25 protein-coding genes and 1 pseudogene are annotated in these 17,648 nt (G+C 63.4%); 13 read left to right on the forward strand and 13 right to left on the reverse strand.

Annotation, left to right across the window (positions count from 1 at the left end; translation table 11 throughout):
• Positions 1 to 106: 106 nt before the first annotated feature.
• The 3 genes from EN851_RS14925 (at position 107) to EN851_RS14935 (ending at position 2,898) form a co-directional block, all read left to right on the forward strand.
• Complete coding sequence (locus tag EN851_RS14925; protein WP_135929515.1) at positions 107 to 1,132, forward strand: class I fructose-bisphosphate aldolase; 1,026 nt, start codon at positions 107 to 109, stop codon at positions 1,130 to 1,132.
• A 177-nt stretch (positions 1,133 to 1,309) separates the two neighbouring features.
• Positions 1,310 to 2,047 carry a thioredoxin family protein gene (locus EN851_RS14930; RefSeq protein WP_127278669.1) on the forward strand — a complete coding sequence of 246 codons (738 nt, stop codon included), beginning with the start codon at positions 1,310 to 1,312 and terminating at the stop codon, positions 2,045 to 2,047.
• Between the two features lie 137 nt (positions 2,048 to 2,184).
• A complete protein-coding gene (locus EN851_RS14935) occupies positions 2,185 to 2,898 on the forward strand; it encodes an SGNH/GDSL hydrolase family protein (protein WP_135929516.1) in 714 nt (237 codons plus the stop codon).
• Positions 2,899 to 2,925: 27 nt separating this feature from the next.
• Here the strand turns inward: EN851_RS14935 and EN851_RS14940 are convergent, their stop codons facing one another.
• Together EN851_RS14940 and EN851_RS14945 are read right to left on the reverse strand one after the other, a co-directional pair.
• Positions 2,926 to 3,105, reverse strand: coding sequence for a hypothetical protein (locus tag EN851_RS14940; protein ID WP_189521867.1), 180 nt, complete (start codon positions 3,103 to 3,105; stop codon positions 2,926 to 2,928).
• A 99-nt stretch (positions 3,106 to 3,204) separates the two neighbouring features.
• Positions 3,205 to 4,158, reverse strand: coding sequence for a ring-cleaving dioxygenase (locus EN851_RS14945; protein ID WP_135917171.1), 954 nt, complete (start codon positions 4,156 to 4,158; stop codon positions 3,205 to 3,207).
• A 263-nt stretch (positions 4,159 to 4,421) separates the two neighbouring features.
• On the opposite strand from EN851_RS14945, the gene EN851_RS14950 reads away from it, so the two are divergent.
• The 4 genes and pseudogenes from EN851_RS14950 (at position 4,422) to EN851_RS14965 (ending at position 6,521) form a co-directional block, all read left to right on the forward strand.
• Positions 4,422 to 4,589, forward strand: coding sequence for a hypothetical protein (locus tag EN851_RS14950; protein WP_015315361.1), 168 nt, complete (start codon positions 4,422 to 4,424; stop codon positions 4,587 to 4,589).
• A gap of 81 nt (positions 4,590 to 4,670) precedes the next feature.
• Positions 4,671 to 5,256: pseudogene (locus EN851_RS14955) on the forward strand (DJ-1/PfpI family protein).
• Positions 5,257 to 5,321: 65 nt separating this feature from the next.
• On the forward strand, positions 5,322 to 5,729 hold the full coding sequence (locus EN851_RS14960; RefSeq protein WP_135917169.1) for a hypothetical protein: 408 nt from the start codon (positions 5,322 to 5,324) through the stop codon (positions 5,727 to 5,729).
• Between the two features lie 72 nt (positions 5,730 to 5,801).
• Positions 5,802 to 6,521, forward strand: coding sequence for a YafY family protein (locus EN851_RS14965; RefSeq protein WP_013529238.1), 720 nt, complete (start codon positions 5,802 to 5,804; stop codon positions 6,519 to 6,521).
• A gap of 64 nt (positions 6,522 to 6,585) precedes the next feature.
• On the opposite strand, the gene EN851_RS14970 is transcribed toward EN851_RS14965, so the two are convergent.
• From EN851_RS14970 to EN851_RS14985, 4 genes are all read right to left on the reverse strand, one after another.
• Entirely contained in the window at positions 6,586 to 7,281 is a 696-nt protein-coding gene (locus EN851_RS14970; protein ID WP_135882143.1) for a DUF1013 domain-containing protein, read from the reverse strand.
• A 146-nt stretch (positions 7,282 to 7,427) separates the two neighbouring features.
• Complete coding sequence (locus EN851_RS14975; RefSeq protein WP_135929517.1) at positions 7,428 to 8,510, reverse strand: helix-turn-helix transcriptional regulator; 1,083 nt, start codon at positions 8,508 to 8,510, stop codon at positions 7,428 to 7,430.
• A gap of 260 nt (positions 8,511 to 8,770) precedes the next feature.
• Positions 8,771 to 8,911 carry a DUF1127 domain-containing protein gene (locus EN851_RS14980; RefSeq protein WP_064987068.1) on the reverse strand — a complete coding sequence of 47 codons (141 nt, stop codon included), beginning with the start codon at positions 8,909 to 8,911 and terminating at the stop codon, positions 8,771 to 8,773.
• 179 nt (positions 8,912 to 9,090) lie between these two features.
• Positions 9,091 to 10,101, reverse strand: a complete 1,011-nt coding sequence (locus EN851_RS14985; RefSeq protein ID WP_135929518.1) for an NAD(P)H-quinone oxidoreductase — start codon at positions 10,099 to 10,101, stop codon at positions 9,091 to 9,093.
• Between the two features lie 121 nt (positions 10,102 to 10,222).
• Between EN851_RS14985 and EN851_RS14990 the strand changes: the two genes are divergently transcribed.
• The 3 genes from EN851_RS14990 (at position 10,223) to EN851_RS15000 (ending at position 12,030) form a co-directional block, all read left to right on the forward strand.
• Positions 10,223 to 10,399, forward strand: a complete 177-nt coding sequence (locus tag EN851_RS14990; RefSeq protein WP_135929519.1) for a DUF1192 domain-containing protein — start codon at positions 10,223 to 10,225, stop codon at positions 10,397 to 10,399.
• A gap of 88 nt (positions 10,400 to 10,487) precedes the next feature.
• A complete protein-coding gene (locus EN851_RS14995) occupies positions 10,488 to 11,735 on the forward strand; it encodes an MFS transporter (RefSeq protein WP_135882146.1) in 1,248 nt (415 codons plus the stop codon).
• A gap of 31 nt (positions 11,736 to 11,766) precedes the next feature.
• Entirely contained in the window at positions 11,767 to 12,030 is a 264-nt protein-coding gene (locus EN851_RS15000) for a metalloregulator ArsR/SmtB family transcription factor (RefSeq protein WP_019861642.1), read from the forward strand.
• Positions 12,031 to 12,062: 32 nt separating this feature from the next.
• On the opposite strand, the gene EN851_RS15005 is transcribed toward EN851_RS15000, so the two are convergent.
• The 5 genes from EN851_RS15005 to EN851_RS15025 all read right to left on the reverse strand — a co-directional run bounded on the left by EN851_RS15005 (position 12,063) and on the right by EN851_RS15025 (position 14,604).
• A complete protein-coding gene (locus EN851_RS15005) occupies positions 12,063 to 12,473 on the reverse strand; it encodes an SRPBCC family protein (protein ID WP_245520747.1) in 411 nt (136 codons plus the stop codon).
• A 50-nt stretch (positions 12,474 to 12,523) separates the two neighbouring features.
• Positions 12,524 to 12,679, reverse strand: a complete 156-nt coding sequence (locus tag EN851_RS36300; protein ID WP_189521848.1) for a hypothetical protein — start codon at positions 12,677 to 12,679, stop codon at positions 12,524 to 12,526.
• A gap of 13 nt (positions 12,680 to 12,692) precedes the next feature.
• Positions 12,693 to 13,016, reverse strand: a complete 324-nt coding sequence (locus EN851_RS15015) for a metalloregulator ArsR/SmtB family transcription factor (protein WP_127278217.1) — start codon at positions 13,014 to 13,016, stop codon at positions 12,693 to 12,695.
• A gap of 5 nt (positions 13,017 to 13,021) precedes the next feature.
• Complete coding sequence (locus tag EN851_RS15020) at positions 13,022 to 13,678, reverse strand: glutathione S-transferase family protein (RefSeq protein ID WP_135917165.1); 657 nt, start codon at positions 13,676 to 13,678, stop codon at positions 13,022 to 13,024.
• Between the two features lie 89 nt (positions 13,679 to 13,767).
• On the reverse strand, positions 13,768 to 14,604 hold the full coding sequence (locus EN851_RS15025) for an alpha/beta hydrolase (RefSeq protein WP_135929520.1): 837 nt from the start codon (positions 14,602 to 14,604) through the stop codon (positions 13,768 to 13,770).
• A 94-nt stretch (positions 14,605 to 14,698) separates the two neighbouring features.
• On the opposite strand from EN851_RS15025, the gene EN851_RS15030 reads away from it, so the two are divergent.
• The 3 genes from EN851_RS15030 to EN851_RS15040 all read left to right on the forward strand — a co-directional run bounded on the left by EN851_RS15030 (position 14,699) and on the right by EN851_RS15040 (position 16,123).
• Positions 14,699 to 15,220, forward strand: coding sequence for a helix-turn-helix domain-containing protein (locus EN851_RS15030; protein ID WP_027141872.1), 522 nt, complete (start codon positions 14,699 to 14,701; stop codon positions 15,218 to 15,220).
• Between the two features lie 76 nt (positions 15,221 to 15,296).
• Positions 15,297 to 15,530 carry a hypothetical protein gene (locus EN851_RS15035; RefSeq protein ID WP_135863133.1) on the forward strand — a complete coding sequence of 78 codons (234 nt, stop codon included), beginning with the start codon at positions 15,297 to 15,299 and terminating at the stop codon, positions 15,528 to 15,530.
• 161 nt (positions 15,531 to 15,691) lie between these two features.
• Positions 15,692 to 16,123 (forward strand): heme-binding protein, encoded by a 432-nt coding sequence (locus EN851_RS15040; RefSeq protein WP_127278212.1) that lies wholly within the window; start codon positions 15,692 to 15,694, stop codon positions 16,121 to 16,123.
• A gap of 3 nt (positions 16,124 to 16,126) precedes the next feature.
• On the opposite strand, the gene EN851_RS15045 is transcribed toward EN851_RS15040, so the two are convergent.
• Together EN851_RS15045 and EN851_RS15050 are read right to left on the reverse strand one after the other, a co-directional pair.
• Complete coding sequence (locus tag EN851_RS15045; protein WP_127278211.1) at positions 16,127 to 16,528, reverse strand: hypothetical protein; 402 nt, start codon at positions 16,526 to 16,528, stop codon at positions 16,127 to 16,129.
• A 154-nt stretch (positions 16,529 to 16,682) separates the two neighbouring features.
• Entirely contained in the window at positions 16,683 to 17,636 is a 954-nt protein-coding gene (locus EN851_RS15050) for an agmatinase (RefSeq protein WP_135863136.1), read from the reverse strand.
• Positions 17,637 to 17,648 lie beyond the last annotated feature (12 nt).

Raw genomic sequence — 17,648 nt, forward strand, 5'->3', positions numbered from 1 at the left:
GCCGGCGGCGGCGCCGGCGACTTTCAATCGATTCGAGCTTTCCGGCGTCATTCCTTTGGCGGTAGTGTTCTGCTAGGCGCAGATCAACCGGTTCAGGAGAAGCAGAATGAGCGAACGTCTCGAAGACATTGCCGCCGCGATCGTGGCCAACGGCAAGGGCCTTTTGGCCGCCGACGAAAGCTCCGGCACCATCAAGAAGCGCTTCGACGTCATCGGCGTCGAATCGACCGCCGACAGTCGCCGCGACTATCGCGAGATGATGTTCCGCGCCAAGGACGCGATGACCAGGTACATTTCCGGCGTCATCCTCTATGACGAGACCATCCGCCAGAAGGCCGCCGACGGCACGCCTCTGGTCGACATCATCAAGGCGTCAGGCGCCATTCCCGGCATCAAGGTCGATGCCGGCGCCAAGCCGCTGGCCGGATTTCCCGGCGACACCGTCACCGAAGGCCTCGACGGACTGCGCGAACGGCTTGCCGACTATTACAAGCTCGGCGCCCGTTTCGCCAAATGGCGCGCGGTGATCGACATCGACACCGCCAAGGGCGTCCCCTCGGCCACCTCGATCGGCGCGAACACCCATGCGCTCGCCCGCTATGCCGCCCTTTGCCAGGAAGCCGGCATCGTGCCGATCGTCGAGCCTGAAGTGCTGATGGACGGCGCCCACGACATCGGCACCTGCTACGAGGTTTCCAAGGCGACGCTGACAAGGCTCTATGACGAACTCTACGCGGCCCGCGTCGTGCTTGAAGGCACGATCCTGAAGCCGAACATGGTCCTGTCGGGCAAGAAGTCGGGCACCGTGGACAGTCCCGAGCACGTCGCCGAAAAGACCATAAAGCTGTTCCGCGAGACAGTGCCGGCGGCGGTACCGGGCATCGCCTTCCTCTCCGGCGGCCAAGAGGACGAGGAGGCGACCGCCAACCTCAACGCCATCAACGCCATCGGCCCACACCCGTGGAAGCTGACCTTCTCCTACGGCCGCGCGCTGCAGGCCGCGCCGCAGAAGGCTTGGAGCGGCAAGGCATCGAACATCGCCGCCGGCCAGGCCGCCTTCACCCATCGCGCCCACATGAACCATCTGGCCGCACTCGGTAAATGGAAGGCGAGCCTGGAACAGGCTGCCTGAAGACCCCCTGCTATCCCTTCCCTTCAAACCCGGGCCGACGTGCCCGGGTTTTTGTTTTGGCGCGCCGGCCTTGGGGCGAGGCATTCGCATTCTTATTTCCTCTGGGCATTCCTGGCAGCGGCGATGTCGGCTCGCGCCCATCCCGTTCGTCCTTGGGGTGCAGACAGGGAGAAGTACATGCATCGCAACAAGGTCGTTTCGCGCGAAGACTGGTTCGAGGCCCACAAGGCACATCTAAACCGCGAGAAGGAACTGACGCGGTTACGCGAACGCGTTGCGGCCGAGCGGCGGCAGCTACCCTGGCTGAAGGTGCGGAAGGATTATGTCTTCGAGACGGAACACGGACCAAAGAAACTGGCCGATCTCTTCGCCGGCCGCAGCCAGCTGATCGTCTATCACTTCGTGTTCGCGCCGGGCTCGACGCATCACTGCGAGAGCTGTGCCTTCGTCGCCGATCACATCGACGGCGCCAACCAGCATCTCAGGCATCATGACGTGTCGCTTGTCGTGATCGCGCGCGCGCCGCTCGCCGAGCTGCTGCCTTACAAGCAGCGCATGGGATGGAAATTCGACTGGGTGTCCTCCTATGCCTCGGATTTCAACTTCGACATGCAGGTCTCCTTCACCGACAGGCAGATCGCCTCCGGCGAAGCCGTCTATAACTTCGAGACACCGGTATCGACGTCGAAGGACCTGCCTGGCACCACTGTCTTCTACAGGGAGGAAGCCGGTGACATCTTCCTGACCTTCATGTCGCGCGCCCGTGGCAGCGAGCAGTTCATCGGCGCCTATCAATATCTCGACATGGCGCCGAAAGGCCGCGGCGAGACCGGCCCCTATGGCACTTCGATGGACTGGGTGCGGTTGCACGACGACTATGGAAACAGGTCGCGGCAGGACGACGCTTGCCCCTAGGGCAATTTCAGAAAAAGCGTGAAACGGTTTCCCGTCCGGAATTGCGCCAAAACAAAGGGCATGGGTCGATGAGGCGGGATCCGTTCACGCCGATCAAAACATGCGCTAAGGCTGCCTCGTCATTTCACGGTATTGCCATGCCTTTCCCGACCATCCTCACCTGGCTCGCCTTCCCGGTCTATGTCTGGCAGGGGTTGGGCGTGCGCCGCCGCACCTCGCGCATGCTGCCGGCGCAAGGCCCGGTCATGCACGAGATCTCGGGCCAGGCCCCGGTGATCTCGCTGCTGGTCCTGGGCGATTCCTCCGCCGCGTCGGTCGGCATCGGCAATTCCGAAAACGGCCTTGCCGCGCAGCTCGCCGTGCTGATTGCGCAGCGCACGGGCAGCGCTGTGCGCTGGCGTGCCGCCGGCTTCAATTCGGCGACATCTGGCCAGATCCGCGACCATGTCCTGCCCAACCTGTCGGCCGATCCGTGGACGCATATCGTGCTCGCCATCGGCACCAACGACACCAAGAATTTTCATTCCGTGCCGCGCTTCAAGAAGGAGTTCGGCGGCCTGCTCTACGCGCTGCGCGCCAAATGGCCGGAGGCGCGCGTGGTATGGTCGCCGGTGCTGGAGTTCACGCGCGCGCCGGCCATGCCGTCGCTGCTCGGCAAGATCCTCGAGGTACGCGCCACCGCGATGAACCGGATGGGCGAACGCCTCTGCCTGGAACGCGGCGCGGTGCCAGCGCCGCGCCTGCCGATCACCAACCCTGAAGCCGGTTTTGCCTCCGACGGGTTCCATGCCTCGGAGGCCGGCTACCGGGCCTGGGCGGAACATCTCGTCGGCCCTGTGCTTGGCGACTGAATATCTATGGCCAGGCGGCGCGACAGCTTAGGTCAAATGCCCGAGCACGGCCGCCAGCGAAATCGCCGCCATGGCAAGAAGCGCCAATTTCCAGAAATCGCCGCGTCGCCTGAGCCCGGGCCAACCGAGCGGCTTGATGAGCTGGATCACCATGAACCCGACGATGACAAGGGCGAGGAGTTTCGTCATGCCGCCTTTGACCAGCAACGCCGTCACCTGTCAAAGCGGTTTCGCTCGGTCTCCGGGAAAGAAAGACGCCGCGATCCAGAACCGGAACGCGGCGCCCGCACCTAACCGCGCAACGATCTACTTCAGCGGCTTGAGGCCAGCCTCGATCGAAGCGCGTTTTGCCTCCAGGAACGGCGGCAGGGCAAGGCTTTCGCCGAGCGTTTCCAGCGGCTCGTCGGCGGTGAACCCCGGCCCGTCGGTGGCGATCTCGAACAGGATGCCGTTCGGCTCACGGAAATAGAGCGAGCGGAAGTAGTAACGCTCGACCTCGCCGCTCGACGGCAGCCGGAATTCGGCAAGGCGCGCCGTCCAATGATGCAACGTCTCCTGGTCCGGCGCCCTGAAGGCGACGTGGTGAACCGCACCGGCGCCTTGCCTTGCGGGTGCCAGCCCCGGCTGCACGGCGACATGAAGCTCCGCCGCCGGCCCGCCCGCGCCCATTTCGAACACGTGGACCTGGCCCTCGCCGTCCGGCGAGGCATAGTCGCGTACCTTGCGCATGTTCATCACCCTGGTCAGCACCGCCTCGGTGTTGGTGATGTCGGGAACACTGATGACGATCGGCCCGAGCCCGCGGATCTGATGTTCGGCCGGCACCGGGCTTTGCGCCCAGGGATGGCTGCCGCCCTTTCCGTCATCGCTGACGAGCCGCAGGCGCTGGCCTTCGGGGTCCTCGAAATCCAGCGACTTGTAGCCGCCGATATCGACAATCTCTCCTGTCACGATGCCTTCGCTGGCAAGGTGCTGCTTCCACCAGGCAAGGCTCTCCTGGCTGCCGACCCTGAGGCTGGTTCGCGCGATGCTGTGCGTGCCACGCCGTTCGCGGCCGACCGGCCAGTCGAAGAAGGTCAGGTCCGTACCCGGTGTTGCCTCGCCGTCGGCATAAAAGAGATGGTAGGCCGAGGTATCGTCCTGGTTCACCGTTTTCTTGACGAGCCGCAGGCCCAGCACCTTCGTGTAAAAGTGCAGATTGCCGGGCGCATTGGCGGTGATGGCGGTCAGATGGTGAATTCCTGTCAGTTGCATGCTCATGGTCGTCTCCCTGTTTTTGGGGAAGAATTTTCTCCTTTCATATCAGAACTCCGGTCGTCCCGCTTAAGGCCGCCTGTCCCGACGGTTTGTCGCCAGGCGATGAACAATACGGCCAGATTGGCTGATCTTGGTGAACGACCCGCACCCGCAGGACCTGCCATGACGAGAACGGAACTGTCGCGATACGACCTGCCATCCTCCTGACAGACTGCTGTCAGGAGGGGTATGCGATACTGCCTCCAGTTAGAGAGAGGAGATTGGTCATGAACGGTTTTACCATTCTGCGTGGCATGCAGCACTATGTCGGCAAGATCCGCACGATGCGCAACGAGATCCGCACGCAGCGGTTCATGAACGCGCTGCCCGCCGACATTCGCAAGGATATCGGCTGGCCCGACATGTATGCCGAGCGTCGCCATCACGGCAATTGAGCAGAATTTTCAAGCCAGCGGTTGGAGGCTGACACGTCAGCACCCAGATATCAGGTCCGGCGCGAGGGATGGAGCGAGCTCATGCCCGAGAACAAGACAATCGGCTTCCTTTTCATCGAGGGCTTTGCCGACTGGGAATATGGGTTGCTGGCGGCCTCGGCGGTCGAGTGGTTCGGCGCTCGCGCCGTGTCGCTGACGCCGGGAGGCAAGCCGGTGACCGGAATCAGCGGTTTTCGCCTGACACCGGACCGTTCGGCGGACGCCGATGACAATATCGATCTCGATGCCGTGGCCGTCATCGGTTCCGACCAGTGGGCGGGCAAGGCGCCGCCGGATGCTTCCGAACTGCTGACGGCCGTCGCGGCGCGCGGCGGTGTCGTTGGCGGCATTTGTGCCGGGACGCTGGCGCTGGCCCGAGCCGGCATGTTCGAGAAGGCCAGGCATACCAGCAATGGCCGAGACTGGATCAACCGCCACGAAGCCGGCTATGCCGGCGATGGCAATTATCAGGACGTGCCGCATGCCGTGGCCGACGGCAGGATCGTTTCCGCGCCGGGCTCTGCGCCCGGCACCTTCGCCCTTTCTACAAACGCTCTATCCCGAAAAAGGCAGCGATCTCGCGCAGATGCGGACGCTGTTCGCCAAAGAGTATGCTGAAGCCTCCTGACAGTATGCTGTCAGGAGGCGCGTGCGATGGTGACTGATGCGCATGGCCGGCCGAGAGGACGATCGATGAAAAGCTGGAACGACAGGCTGAACACGCCTGGCATCAACGGCGTGAAACCAACGCCGCGCACGATGGGAGACGTCGTCGAGGGCCAGCCCATGCTGGTGCCAACCGCGCGCCAGGTCGATGATTTCATCCGCTCGATTGCTGAAGGTGTCGAGATGGACGTTCGCGCGTTGCGCACCGCGCTCGCCATCGAGCACGGCGCCGAAGTGACATGCCCGGTCACCATAGGCTATCATCTGCGCACGGTCGCCGAGGCGGCCAAGGAGGATCTCGAGCGCGGCATGACGCTCAGCGACGTCGCTCCCTTCTGGCGCGTGCTTGATGCGAAGACGCCGACAACGAGGAAACTGTCCTTCGGCGCGGAATTCGTTGCCGCGCAGCGTAAGCGCGAAGGGCTGAAACCGTAATGCATGTCACGTGGAAGTGGATCCGGTCCGGGAGCCACGGCATGCATGGGAAAGACACTGGGGAAGCAAACGATGCGCCGCGCCGACAGGCTCTTTCAGATCGTGCAGCATCTGCGTGGTGGCCGCCTGGTCACCGCACAGAAGCTCGGCACATGGCTCGAGGTTTCCGAGCGAACCATCTATCGCGACATAGCCGACCTGCAGTCGACCGGGGTGCCGATCGACGGCGAGGCTGGCGTTGGCTACATGATGAGGGAGGGTTTCGACCTTCCGCCGCTGATGTTCACGCGTGACGAGATCGTGGCGCTGGTTGCCGGCGCCCGCATGGTGCGCGCCTTTGGCGGCGCTGCCATGGCGCGCGCCGCCGACGAGGCGCTGGTCAAGATCGGTGCCGTACTGCCCGATGCCGAAAAGGATCGCATCGCCCGCACCGAGATCCACACGCCGATGTGGGTGGTCAGCGACGCCGCCCGCGAGGCGATCGACCTGATCGAGCGCGCGGTCGAAAAACGCCAGGTGCTGACCATCGACTACTCGGACGAAGCCGGTCGCGGTACCGCGCGCGATATCAGGCCGCTCGGCCTATGGTTCTGGGGCAAGGTTTGGACGCTGGTCGCCTGGTGCGAGATGCGTGATGATTTCCGCGCTTTCCGCATCGACCGCATCGCCTCGGTGGTCATCGCCGGCCGCATCTTCAAGCCGGAACGCGGCAAGCAGCTCGCCGATTTCTACCGGGCGGTGGAGCGCAGCGAGGACTACGGCATGGCGCCCGACCGCGCGGCGCGAAGCTGAGATTTGCCCGACCGCACAAAAAAGCCCGCTCGAAGCGGGCTTTTTTGTCGAATTGGCGAAAAGCCTATTCTTCGTCGTCCGTATCGATGTCCTTCGACTTCAGCGCTGACAGCTTGGCGAAGACGGCGTTGGCGTCGAGCTCGGCGTCCTCGTCCTTCGGCTTCTCCGGCGCCGGCACCAACCGCTCGGTCAATGCCGCCGGCAGCAGCGTGTCGCCGACCGGCTGCGCCTGTTCGCGGCCACGCGAGGCGCGGTTGACCTCCATGTCGAGGTCGATCTGCGAAGCGAGACCCAGCGTCACCGGGTCCATCGGCTGCAGATTGGCCGAGTTCCAGTGCTTGCGTTCGCGGATCTGCTCGATCGTCGACTTGGTCGTGCCGACAAGGCGCGAAATCTGCGCGTCCTTGAGTTCGGGATGGTTGCGCACCAGCCACAGAATGGCGTTCGGCCGATCCTGGCGCTTCGACAGCGGCGTGTAGCGCGGACCCTTGCGCTTGGATTCCGGCACCCGCACCTTGGGGTCGGAAAGCTTGAGGCGCTGGTTCGGGTCTTTCTCGGCGCGCGCGATCTCGTCGCGGGTCAGCTGGCCGGTCATGATCGGATCCATGCCCTTGATGCCTTGCGCCGATTCGCCGTCGGCGATCGCCTTGACCTCGAGCGGATGCAGCCCGCAGAACTGCGCGATCTGCTCGAAGGAAAGCGCGGTGTTGTCGACCAGCCAGACGGCGGTCGCCTTGGGCATCAGCAGCGTATTGGCCATTGCAAAAATCCTTCTCGTTCGCCCGCGTTCCCGCGCGGGCGGTGGTTTAAAGCCACCAAAAATGGGAAATTCGGGGCCTGTATAACCGTTCCCTGCCTGCTTCGCAATGTTTTTGGAAAAGCCCGCCAAAAACCGCGAACCGGCGGTTACCGGAACGGCTCCGTGCCCTTGAGCAGCGCGACAAGCTGGCTCTGTTGGCGCGTTCCGGTCTTGGCGAATATCCGTTCGAGATAGGTTCGCCCGGTCTTAACGGTGATGTTGGCGCTCGCCGCCGCCTCCGTCAGGGTTCGCCCTTGCGAAAGTGCCGAGGCCAGGCGCGCCTCGGCCGGCGTCAGGTCGAACAGTCCGGCAAGCAGTGTTGGCGATGGCACCATGGAACTGGCGTTCACCGCCGTCGCCGCGACCAGGATGTCGGCGCCCGAGAATATCTCGTGGGCGGAGCGGCGCAGCGGCAGGACATGAAGGATCAGTGGCGACCTGTCGGCGGCGGCCGGAACCGGGATGGACCGGACCGAGGGTTCGGCGTCCCCGCGCGCGGCGACGACGGCCTGTTGAAACAGGCGATTGGCATCCGCATCGACGATTGCCATGCCGCCAAACGCGACCGGCAGGAAGATCGAGCCCATGCTCTCGAACAGCTGATTGGCGGCGAGCACATGCCCCCTCGATGAGAGAATGGCCGCCGGCAGCCCCATTGCCGTCATGGCGGCAACGGTTCCCTTGGCCCGCTCCAGGCCAAGCCGTCCGGCGATCAGGCTGGCGCGCGCCATTGCCGGCCGCAGACCGTCGAGAATGTCGAAGCTCCCGGCGTCGTAGCGGCCCTCGCCAAGCCTTCGCTGGAAGACGAAGATGGCCAGTTCGCCGCTCGGCATCGGGATGGCGGTACAGGTATGCGCGCCAATCCCTAGAGCGCGCAGGCGGACCCGGATGGGATCGTTCTCGATTTCCTCGGCTGTCAGGAAACTCTCGACATCGACGAAACTCGCCGGCTGCACCGCGCACATGCGCGAGACCGCCGCGGAGAACTGCAGCGTATCGCCCAGAAGAAATTCGTTCAGCAAGTCCTGCAGCAGCGGCACCGTCCTTCCGCGCACCGGCTGCTCATCGGCAAACAGGAACACGGCGCCGCCCACCGAGGCGGAGGCGCTATTTATGCCTTTCAGCACCTCCGGCCACAGGTCCGGAACGAAAGCAGCCTCGTAGATCTTGTCGATAAGATCATCCAACATGGGCGTGGAAGCCTTCGTCGATGCCTGCCCTGCGGTCACGCGCTCACGCGGCAACCGGTCCCCATCCGTCAAGATGCCATGCTGAAAACAGAGGTCAAGCCGCCTGGTGCTTGACACTGGTGACCGTGGCTCACGCCGACTGGCACCCAAAAAGACAAAACCCGCTGGACAGGGTCCAGCGGGTTCGGAACCGGCGACGACAAGCGTGCGCGGCGGCTCTGCATTGCGACCCCTGCCTTGCGGCGAGGTCGCGCTTGCAATCAGATCGCCTGGCGGGCGATCCTTTCGATGTCGGCGCGGTTGATGCCGAGGTCGCTGAGCTGACGTGCGTTAAGGCGGTTCAATTCGCGAACGGTCTCGTTGTACATGCGCCAGTTACGGAAAGCACGGATCGGGTTCATGGTAGTCCTCCTGAATTGGGTTCGTTTCGATGATGCTCAAATAGTGATCATCGATGAGGACTTGAACGGCTGATTTTGCATAGCAATGATGCAAATGCTGCATTGCACCATTAAGCTTCTGTTCATCTTGCAGGCAAGGCGCGCCCCGGGACGGTGTCCAGATTTAGGTGACAGGGGGCCTAGCCGACGTCGAGCACGATCTTGCCGATATGATCCCCCTCCTCCATCCGCTCATGCGCACGCCAGGCATCGGTGAGCGGATAGATCATGTCCATTACCGGCGCCACCTTGCGCGTGCCCAGCAGCGGCCACACCTGCGCCTCCAACGCGGCCGCGATCGCTGCCTTGAATTCCACGGTGCGCGGCCTCAGCGTCGAACCCGTATGGGTCAGCCGCTTGACCATGATCTTGGAAAAGTCGGCGCTCGCCACAGCACCTGCCTGCACGGCGATCTGGACGATGCGGCCCTCGATCGCGGCGGCCTCGTAGTTGCGCTGGACATAGTCGCCGCCGACCATGTCGAGGATGACGTTGGCGCCCCGGCCTTCGGTCGCCTCCTTGACCGCGGCGACGAAATCCTGCTCGTGGTAATTGATCGCGCGGTCGGCGCCGATTTTCAGGCAGGCGTCGCATTTCTCTTTGCTGCCGGCAGTGGTGATGACATAGGCGCCGAAGGCCGAGGCGAGTTGGATCGCCGTGGTGCCGATGCCGGACGAGCCGCCATGGACGAGCAGCGTCTCACCCTTCTTCAGTCCGCCGCGCTCGAAGACATTGTGCCAGACGGTGAAGTAGTTCTCCGGCACCGCCGCCGCTTCGGTATGGGTGAAGCCCGCCGGCAGCGGCAAAACGCTGCCTGCGTGAACCCTTACATATTCGGCGTAGGCGCCGCCGGGCGTGAGCGCGCAGACCCGGTCGCCGATGCGCCAGCGCGATATCTCGTCGCCAAGCGCCGCCACCTCGCCCGACGCTTCGAGGCCGGGCAGGTCCGATGCGCCGGGGGGTGGCGGATAGGCGCCCTTGCGTTGCTGGACGTCGGGCCGGTTGACGCCGGCGGCATGCACCTTGATCAGGATTTCTCCGGGGCCGGGCAGCGGCACGTCGCGCGTTTCCGGCTTCAGCACCCGGGGCCCGCCCGGTTCCGAAATCGCGATCGCCGTCATCCGTGCCGGAATTTTCTGTCCGCTCGCCATGAAGTTTCCCGTCTTTCCTAGCCGGCTTTTACCGGCTGTTTGCATCGATGCCCCTGCCCTATGTATGCTGATTGCCAAATCAGGCAAATGGCCAATCTGGTCTGGCGTAGGAGGAGCGACGATGGCGATCTTCGACGACGAACCCAAGAAGAAGGCACGCCCGCACGAGATCGGGCAAGACCTGTCGCTGCTTTCCGTCGGTGAACTGTCCGAGCGCATCGGCACCCGGCTGGAGGCCGAACTCAAGACCAAGGACAACACCAAGTCGGCGGCCGAGGCGCTGTTCCGCCGCGGATAATTCGCTGAGGTAACCGTTCGCCGCCGAAAAGCCCGAATGCGACTGTCTTCAAACCTGCGCCCCTCCCAGCCCTCAGCCGGATCAAAAAATGCTCGCAGCCTACAGACCGATCCTTTCCCTGCTCCGCGGCACCGCCTTCCTTCTGGCGGCATCGGGACTGCACGGGCTGCTGTTGCCCCTGCGCGGCCAGTTGGAAGGGTTCTCGACCGCTTCGCTCGGCCTGATGGGCACGGCCTGGGCCGGCGGCTTCGTCACCGGCTGTTTCTTTGCGCCGCGCATCGTGCGCCGTGCCGGGCATGTGCGCGCCTTCGGCGCCTTTGCCGCGTCCGGCGCCATCGTGGCGCTGCTGACGGGCCTGGTCATCGACGAATATGTCTGGATCCTGCTGCGTGCCTTCACCGGTTTCACCATGGCCGGCGCCTTCATGGTCATCGAGAGCTGGCTGAACGAGAAGGCGACCAACGAGAACCGTGGCACCGTCTTCGGCCTCTATATGATGGTCACCTATGCCTCGATCATGGGCGGACAGATGATCGTCGCCGGCGGCGACGTGAAATCGGCGTCGCTGTTCATGATCACCGGCATCCTGTTCTGCTTGTCGCTTCTGCCGACAGCGGTTTCGAGCGCTTCCCTCCCGAAGCCGCTGCAGGACGTCAAGCTCGACGTCAGGGGGCTCTACGCCAACTCGCCGGTGTCGGCGATCGCCTGCCTCTTGATCGGCATCGCCAACGGCGCCTGGGGCACGCTCGGCGCGGTCTACGGTGCCCGCATCGGCATCTCCACCGCCGAGATCGCCTTGATGATGAGCCTGGTGGTCGTCGCCGGTGCCGCCATGCAGCTTCCGGCCGGGCGTCTCTCCGACAAGACCGACCGCCGTTTCGTGCTGGCCGGTGCTGCCTTCGGCGCGGCGCTGTTTGCGCTTCTCATCTTCCTGTTCGAGCCGCGCTCAGCAGTCTTCGTCCTCGTCTTCACCGCCGCCTACGGCGCTTTCGCCTACACGCTCTATTCGATTGCCGTGGCGCATGCCAACGACCACGCCCGCTCCGAGGATTTCGTCAAGGTATCGGGTGGCCTGCTGCTGCTTTACGGCTTCGGCACCATGATCGGGCCGTTGCTGGCCGCCGCCCTGATGGGCTGGATGCGCCCGGAGGGCCTGTTCCTGGCGACCGCATTGGCGCATCTGTCCCTGGCGGGTTACACGCTGCTGCGCATCAGCCGCCGCGCTCCGGTGCCGATCGAGGATCGCGACGCCTTCAAGACGCAGCCGGCCGACCGTTCGGTGACCCCCGAAGCATTGCGGCTCGATCCGAGAAGAAAAGCAGAAGCAAACAGTTGAGATTTGAAAAACTTTGCCTCACAAATGAGGCATGATGTTTTCCGACGCCTTCATGGCGATCGCCGACCCCAATCGGCGCCATCTTCTGGAAGAACTTCGACGCGGTCCGAAGACCGTCAACGAATTGGCGTCCGGACTGCCAGTCTCCCGCCCGGCCGTATCACAGCATCTGAAAGTGTTGCTCGACGCCGGGCTGGTCAACGCCAAGGCTGAAGGCACGCGGCGTGTCTATACGGTGAGCAATGCCGGCTTCCTGAGACTCAACATCTGGCTCGATCAATTTTGGGAAGCCTGATCGTTTCTGCCTCCGGCACTTGAGCAACCCGGTCAGCATTGCGAATTCACGAAGGCGCCGAGCGCGTCGAGCAGTTCGCTCGTTCCATGCTCGCGCGTGGCTGAGGTGTCGTGGCCGTCGAAGAAGGCGCCCTGCTCCGTCATCACAAGCCGCGTGCCGCCGCTTTCCGCCACAAACTCGATCGTCGCCAGCGACACCGAAACGCGGGTTTCGCCGAACAGCAGCTCATAGCTGTAAACGATGCGCTCGTCCGGCACGATGTCCTGATAGACCGCGTTGAAGAAATGCATTTGCCCGTCGCTCGGGCAGCCGGCATTGACCTCCTTGCCGCCGACGCGGAAGTCCATTTCGTGCCGGGTGGGCACCGGGTCATGGGGATCGACGAACCAGCGCCGCTTGGCATCCGGGCTGCTGAATGCGGAGAAGACTTTCGCCGGTGCCACCGGATAGCTCCGCTCGACGACAAAGGTGGAATGGACAACGGATCGCTCAGTCATGAAACCTTCCTTGGTGGATTGAATTGCCCGGAACGTGACCCTGAAAACCGGAGGCCGGTCTTCGGGAGCATGCTTGAACCCATCACGGCGCGGTCTCCGGCCTGAAAGGCGGCGAAATAGCCGCGCACCAGTTCGGATTTGGTCTTCGACATGACATTTTCCTCTCTAGCTTTCGGCCAGGAAATCGCCGAGCCGATCCAGCCGGCGCTCCCACGAGAGGCGCCGCTCATTGATCCAGTGCTCGGCCGCTCGCAACGCCCTTGGATCGATCTGGCAAGTGCGCACCCGCCCGACCTTCTGCGTGCGCACGAGGCCGCTCGCTTCCAGCAGATTGAGGTGCTGGACGACCGCCGACAGCGACATCGCCAACGGCTCGGCCAGCTGGCTCACCGAGGCGGGGCCGCGTGACAGCCGGTCGACCATCTGCCGCCGCGCCGGATCGGCGAGCGCCTGGAACATCAGGTCGAGTTGGGCGGGATCGTGCAGCATCGCGATCAGCCGTTGTTGTAGGGGAAGAACTTGAAGTAGGGCTGCGCCTCCTCGATCACCCTGATGAAGGCGGCGCGTTGCAGCAAGCGGTCGTGATAGCGCTTCACGGCGGGATATTTGTCGCCGAACGGCTCGACCTTGTTGGCGTAGAAGAGCGCCGGAGACGCCGCGCAATCGGCCATGGTGAAGGCATCGCCTACAGCCCATTCCCTGGACTGCATTTCCTGTTCGATGATGGCATAGGAATTGCGCAACTGGCCGCGCGCCTGTTCGACACCGAATGGATCGGTCTTGTCGAGCGGCCGCAACCTGTCGCCGACGATCTTCTGCATGGGCTCCTGCACATAGAAATCATAGAAGCGGTCGGCCTGACGGACCGCCAGCGCCAGGTCGATGTCGGCGGGAACGAGTTCGACCGGTCCCGGATAGTGCGCGGCCAGATATTCCACGACAATGGTCGATTCCAGCACAGTGCGGTCTCGCGCGTCGTCGCGCAGCGCCGGCATCTTGCCGGTCGGCGAAATCTTCAGGAAGGCCGCGCGTGATTGCTCGTCGCCGAGATCGACAATGACCGGCGCAAAAGGCGTGGCGTTCTCGTAAAGCGCGATCAGCGGCTTCCAGCAGAAGGAAGCCAGCGGATGGAAATGCAGCGTCAGGGACATTCTTGTGCTCGTCTGTTTCTGTGGTAACACTGAAGCATTTGCTTAACTATTGCGGTGAACCTCGCTCGTCAAGGCCCACCCGCGAAGTCTCAGCTGGATCGGACGTGCGCGACGATGGCGGCCTCTATGTCAGGCCAGTCATCCGGATGCAGTTCGTGACCGCCGCCTTCGATGCGAAGCAGTTTCGCGCCGGCAACAGCTTGGGCCAGGGCCTCGCCATGCTCGACCGGAAAGATCGGATCCGACGTGCCGTGGATGACCAGAAGCGGCGCCGCTATTTCGGGCAGGCGGCCCTTCCACTGGTTACCGCCCTTGAGCATGAAATGATTGGTGGCGCTCAGGAAGCCGCCGGACCTGCTGTAATCCCGTTCGATGAACGCTCTCATCCCCGCCTCGTCGAACGGATGGGCGGTGCTGGCCATCGCCCGCGCATCCCTGACCATGAAGTCGATGACCTGGCGGCGATCCGTCCAGTCGACTTTGGCTCCATCGGCCGAATGCTCCAGATAGGCGTCGGTCGTTTTCGGCAGATGCGAAGTGTCGGTCCCCACGGGCGAACTGCTGATCACGGTCAGCGAAGCGACGCGCAAGGGGTGCCTGAGCGCCACGAACTGGGCAATCATGCCGCCCATCGACATTCCCACGACATGCGCCTTGCCGATGCCGCGGCTGTCGAGAGCGGCAATCGCGTCGTCGGCCATGTCGTCGAAAGTGTAGGGCGGCTGTCCCACCGGGTATTTGGTCGACCGGCCGGTGTCGCGATTGTCGTAGCGGATCACGTAGAGGCCGGCATCCGCGAGTTTCCGGCAAAACGCCTCGGGCCACCAAAGCATCGAGGCCATAGCGCCCATGATCAACAGCAGCGCGGGGTCCGCCGGATCGCCAAAGGTTTCGGATATGATCTCGGGACAGTCCTTGGTTGTCATTTGCTGGCCTCCTCACCTGCTTGCATTTTGCAATCGGTTGCACGATAATAAAACCGATACGATAATGCAACTGGTTTTGCGTGGAGAACATCGAATGACCCTCGATCGCCGGTCAGGCTGCCCGATCAACCTCTCGCTCGAGGTGTTCGGCGACCGCTGGAGCCTGATCATCCTGCGCGACATGATTTTTGGCGGCAGGCGGCATTTTCGTGAGTTGCTCAACGGGTCGATGGAAGGCATTGCTTCCAACATCCTCGCCGACCGGCTGAAGCGGCTGATGGAACTCGGCATGCTGACCAAGGCGGACGACCCCAGTCACAAGCAGAAGGCGATCTACAGCCTGACCGAGATGGCCATCACACTGGTGCCCATCCTTGCCCATCTCGGCGCCTGGGGCCGCGTCTGGCTGCCGACCAGCGAGGAGCTTTCGATCCGCGCCGAACTCCTTGAAAAGGGCGGGCCGCCAATGTGGGAGAAATTCATGGCCGAGTTGCGCCATGAGCATCTCGGCACCCCTCTCGATACAGCGCCCGGCCCCTCTGTCCGTGCAACGCTGCGGGCCGCCTATGAAGCGGTGGTTGCCGAAAAGGCCCTCAACGCCAGCCCGGCCGGCTGACCAACTATTTTCCCCGTTGAAAGGCCGGCTCTGCTACAAGGGACGAAAATCACACGTGATGGGATTGGATAGACTCTTGGTTGAGAACTCTAGGGACACTGCCCGCGCGCGTGCCGATCTGCGCTTCAAGAAGCAGGAAGAGGCGGCGACGGTCCGGCAGAAAGCCATGGCCGAGTATGTCGCCGAGAGCGATGCCCGCAAGGCCAAGACCGACAAGCTGCGGGCGCTGCGGCTCGCCAAGGAAGCCGAAGATCTGGCCAACACGCCTGCCGCACCTGCCAAGAAGCCGGCCCGCGCCAAGAAAAAGTAACGTCTCCCCCTCCGCCAATTCCTCGCCCTGAATCGAGCTGTGGTGACGCCACCGGTCAGGCGCCTTCATCCCGCTGCTTCACAGGAAGCAATTTCAACCGAAACCGGGATTGCCTCGCCCGGCTGACCGCCGATGATCGGGCTGTTCAACAGGAGATTGCCATGACCGCGCTGCCGCTCGAAAAAGCCGTCGAGATCATTGATGCCGCCTTCGCCAGGGGCACCGATCTCAAGCTCAAGCCGCTCGGCGTCTCGGTGCTCGACGCCGGCGGGCATCTCGTCGCCTTCCAGCGCCAGGACGGCGCTTCGTTCCTGCGCCCGCAAATGTCGGCCGGCAAGGCCTATGGCGCGCTGGCCATCGGCATGGGCTCGCGCAAGGTCGAGGCCTTCGCCAAGGAACGTCCGCATCTGGTTGCCGGCATTTCCGACGTGTCGGGAGGACGCGTGCTGCCGGTCGCCGGCGGCGTGCTGATCCGCGACAAGGCAGGGAGCATCATCGGTGCCGTCGGTATTTCCGGCGATACATCCGACAATGACGAGGCAGCCGCGATTGCCGGCATCGAAGCCGCCGGCTTCACCGCCGATCCGGGCTGAGCCTCAATTCAAATTGATGTCGCGGCTGGCCGACCGCATCGACACCGCGAACCCGGCCAGCACGTCGAACAGCGCGATGATCATCAGCGTGAAGAAGATGGAGTGCGCGGCACCCTTCACCAGCAGGAACTCGACCAGGAAAGCGACGAAGACCAGCATCGACAGAAGATGGTCCATGATCGAGGCCGTGGTCGTGCGCGCCGACTTCACCATTTCGAGGAACAGGAAGATCAGCCCGATCAGCACAATCAGGTCGCCGAGCGTCATCGAGAACACCCCGCCCGACATCATGCGGAACGAGAAGATCTCACTCGCCCACGGATCGTCGCCGCCGCCGAATATTCCGAGCAGGCCGAGATTGTAGAGCACGAAAGGCACGATCAAAAGCGGGACGGCACCGAACATCTGGCGTCTCCATATGGGGGCACCTTCTGTAGAATGCTCCACAGGCACGGCGTCAAGATTTTTCGTGCGCGGCCGCAAACACGGTCGAAGACCGGATGCAACAACCATGTCAGCCGATTGCCCGGCCGACATGGAACAAACGGGAACTGCAAGCTCAGCGCTTGAAGTAGCCCGCGCGCACGGCGGCGCCGATGACGTTGAGGATGATGTGGCCCGCCGTCATCGAGGTGATCTCGTTGACGTCGCGCGCCGGCGCGATCTCGACGATGTCCATGCCGATGAGGCGCCCCTTGCCGACCAGCCCCTGGATCAGCTCGATCGTCTGGCGGTAGCTGACACCGCCCGGCTGCGGCCCTTCCACCGCCGGCATGACGGCTGGATCCAGCCCGTCGGCGTCGATCGTGAGGTAGTAGCGGCCGCCATCCGGAATGCGCTTGAGCAAGGCGGCGGTGCCCATATCCTGCCACTCGTTGGTGGTGATGATGTTGGCGCCATAGGCGCGCGCCGCCTCCACCTCCTCGGTGCGCGCGCTGCCCTGGCCACGGACGCCGACCTGGAAGATATCCTTGATATGCGCCATCTCCGAGGCCCGGCGGATGGTGCTTGAATAGCCTTCCTTGACGCCGTTGACATTGTCGCGCCAGTCGAGATGCGCGTCGAGCTGCACCAGAGTGATCGGGCCTTCACCATCAAGCGCCCTGAAGATCGGGATCGGAATGCCATGGTCGCCGCCGATTGTGATCGGCAGGGCGCCGGCGGCGCGGATCTTGCGGATCGCCGCTTCGGCCCTGCCGTAATGCCCGACATGGTCGGCGGCATTGCCGGGCACGTCACCGACATCGACCACCTTGATATCCTGGCCGGCGAAGACCGGCCCGCCAATGTCGAAATCATAACGGTCGAGCGCCTGGCTGATGCGCTTGGATGCCCGCCGCACCGCCGTCGGCGCATTGGTCTGGTCGTTGATCAGCTCGTCGATCGTATAGGGATCGCCATAGGGCATGCCGATGATGGCCACATCGGCTTTGAGCGTATCGAGATCCTCGACCAGCGGGAAGTTCATGAATGTCTGGAAGACATCGCGCGGCGCGGTGGTGAGCTTGGACATGGGGTCTCCTCT

Origin of the sequence: Mesorhizobium sp. M8A.F.Ca.ET.208.01.1.1 (assembly GCF_004791315.1) — a bacterium.
Classification (GTDB): Bacteria; Pseudomonadota; Alphaproteobacteria; order Rhizobiales; family Rhizobiaceae; genus Mesorhizobium.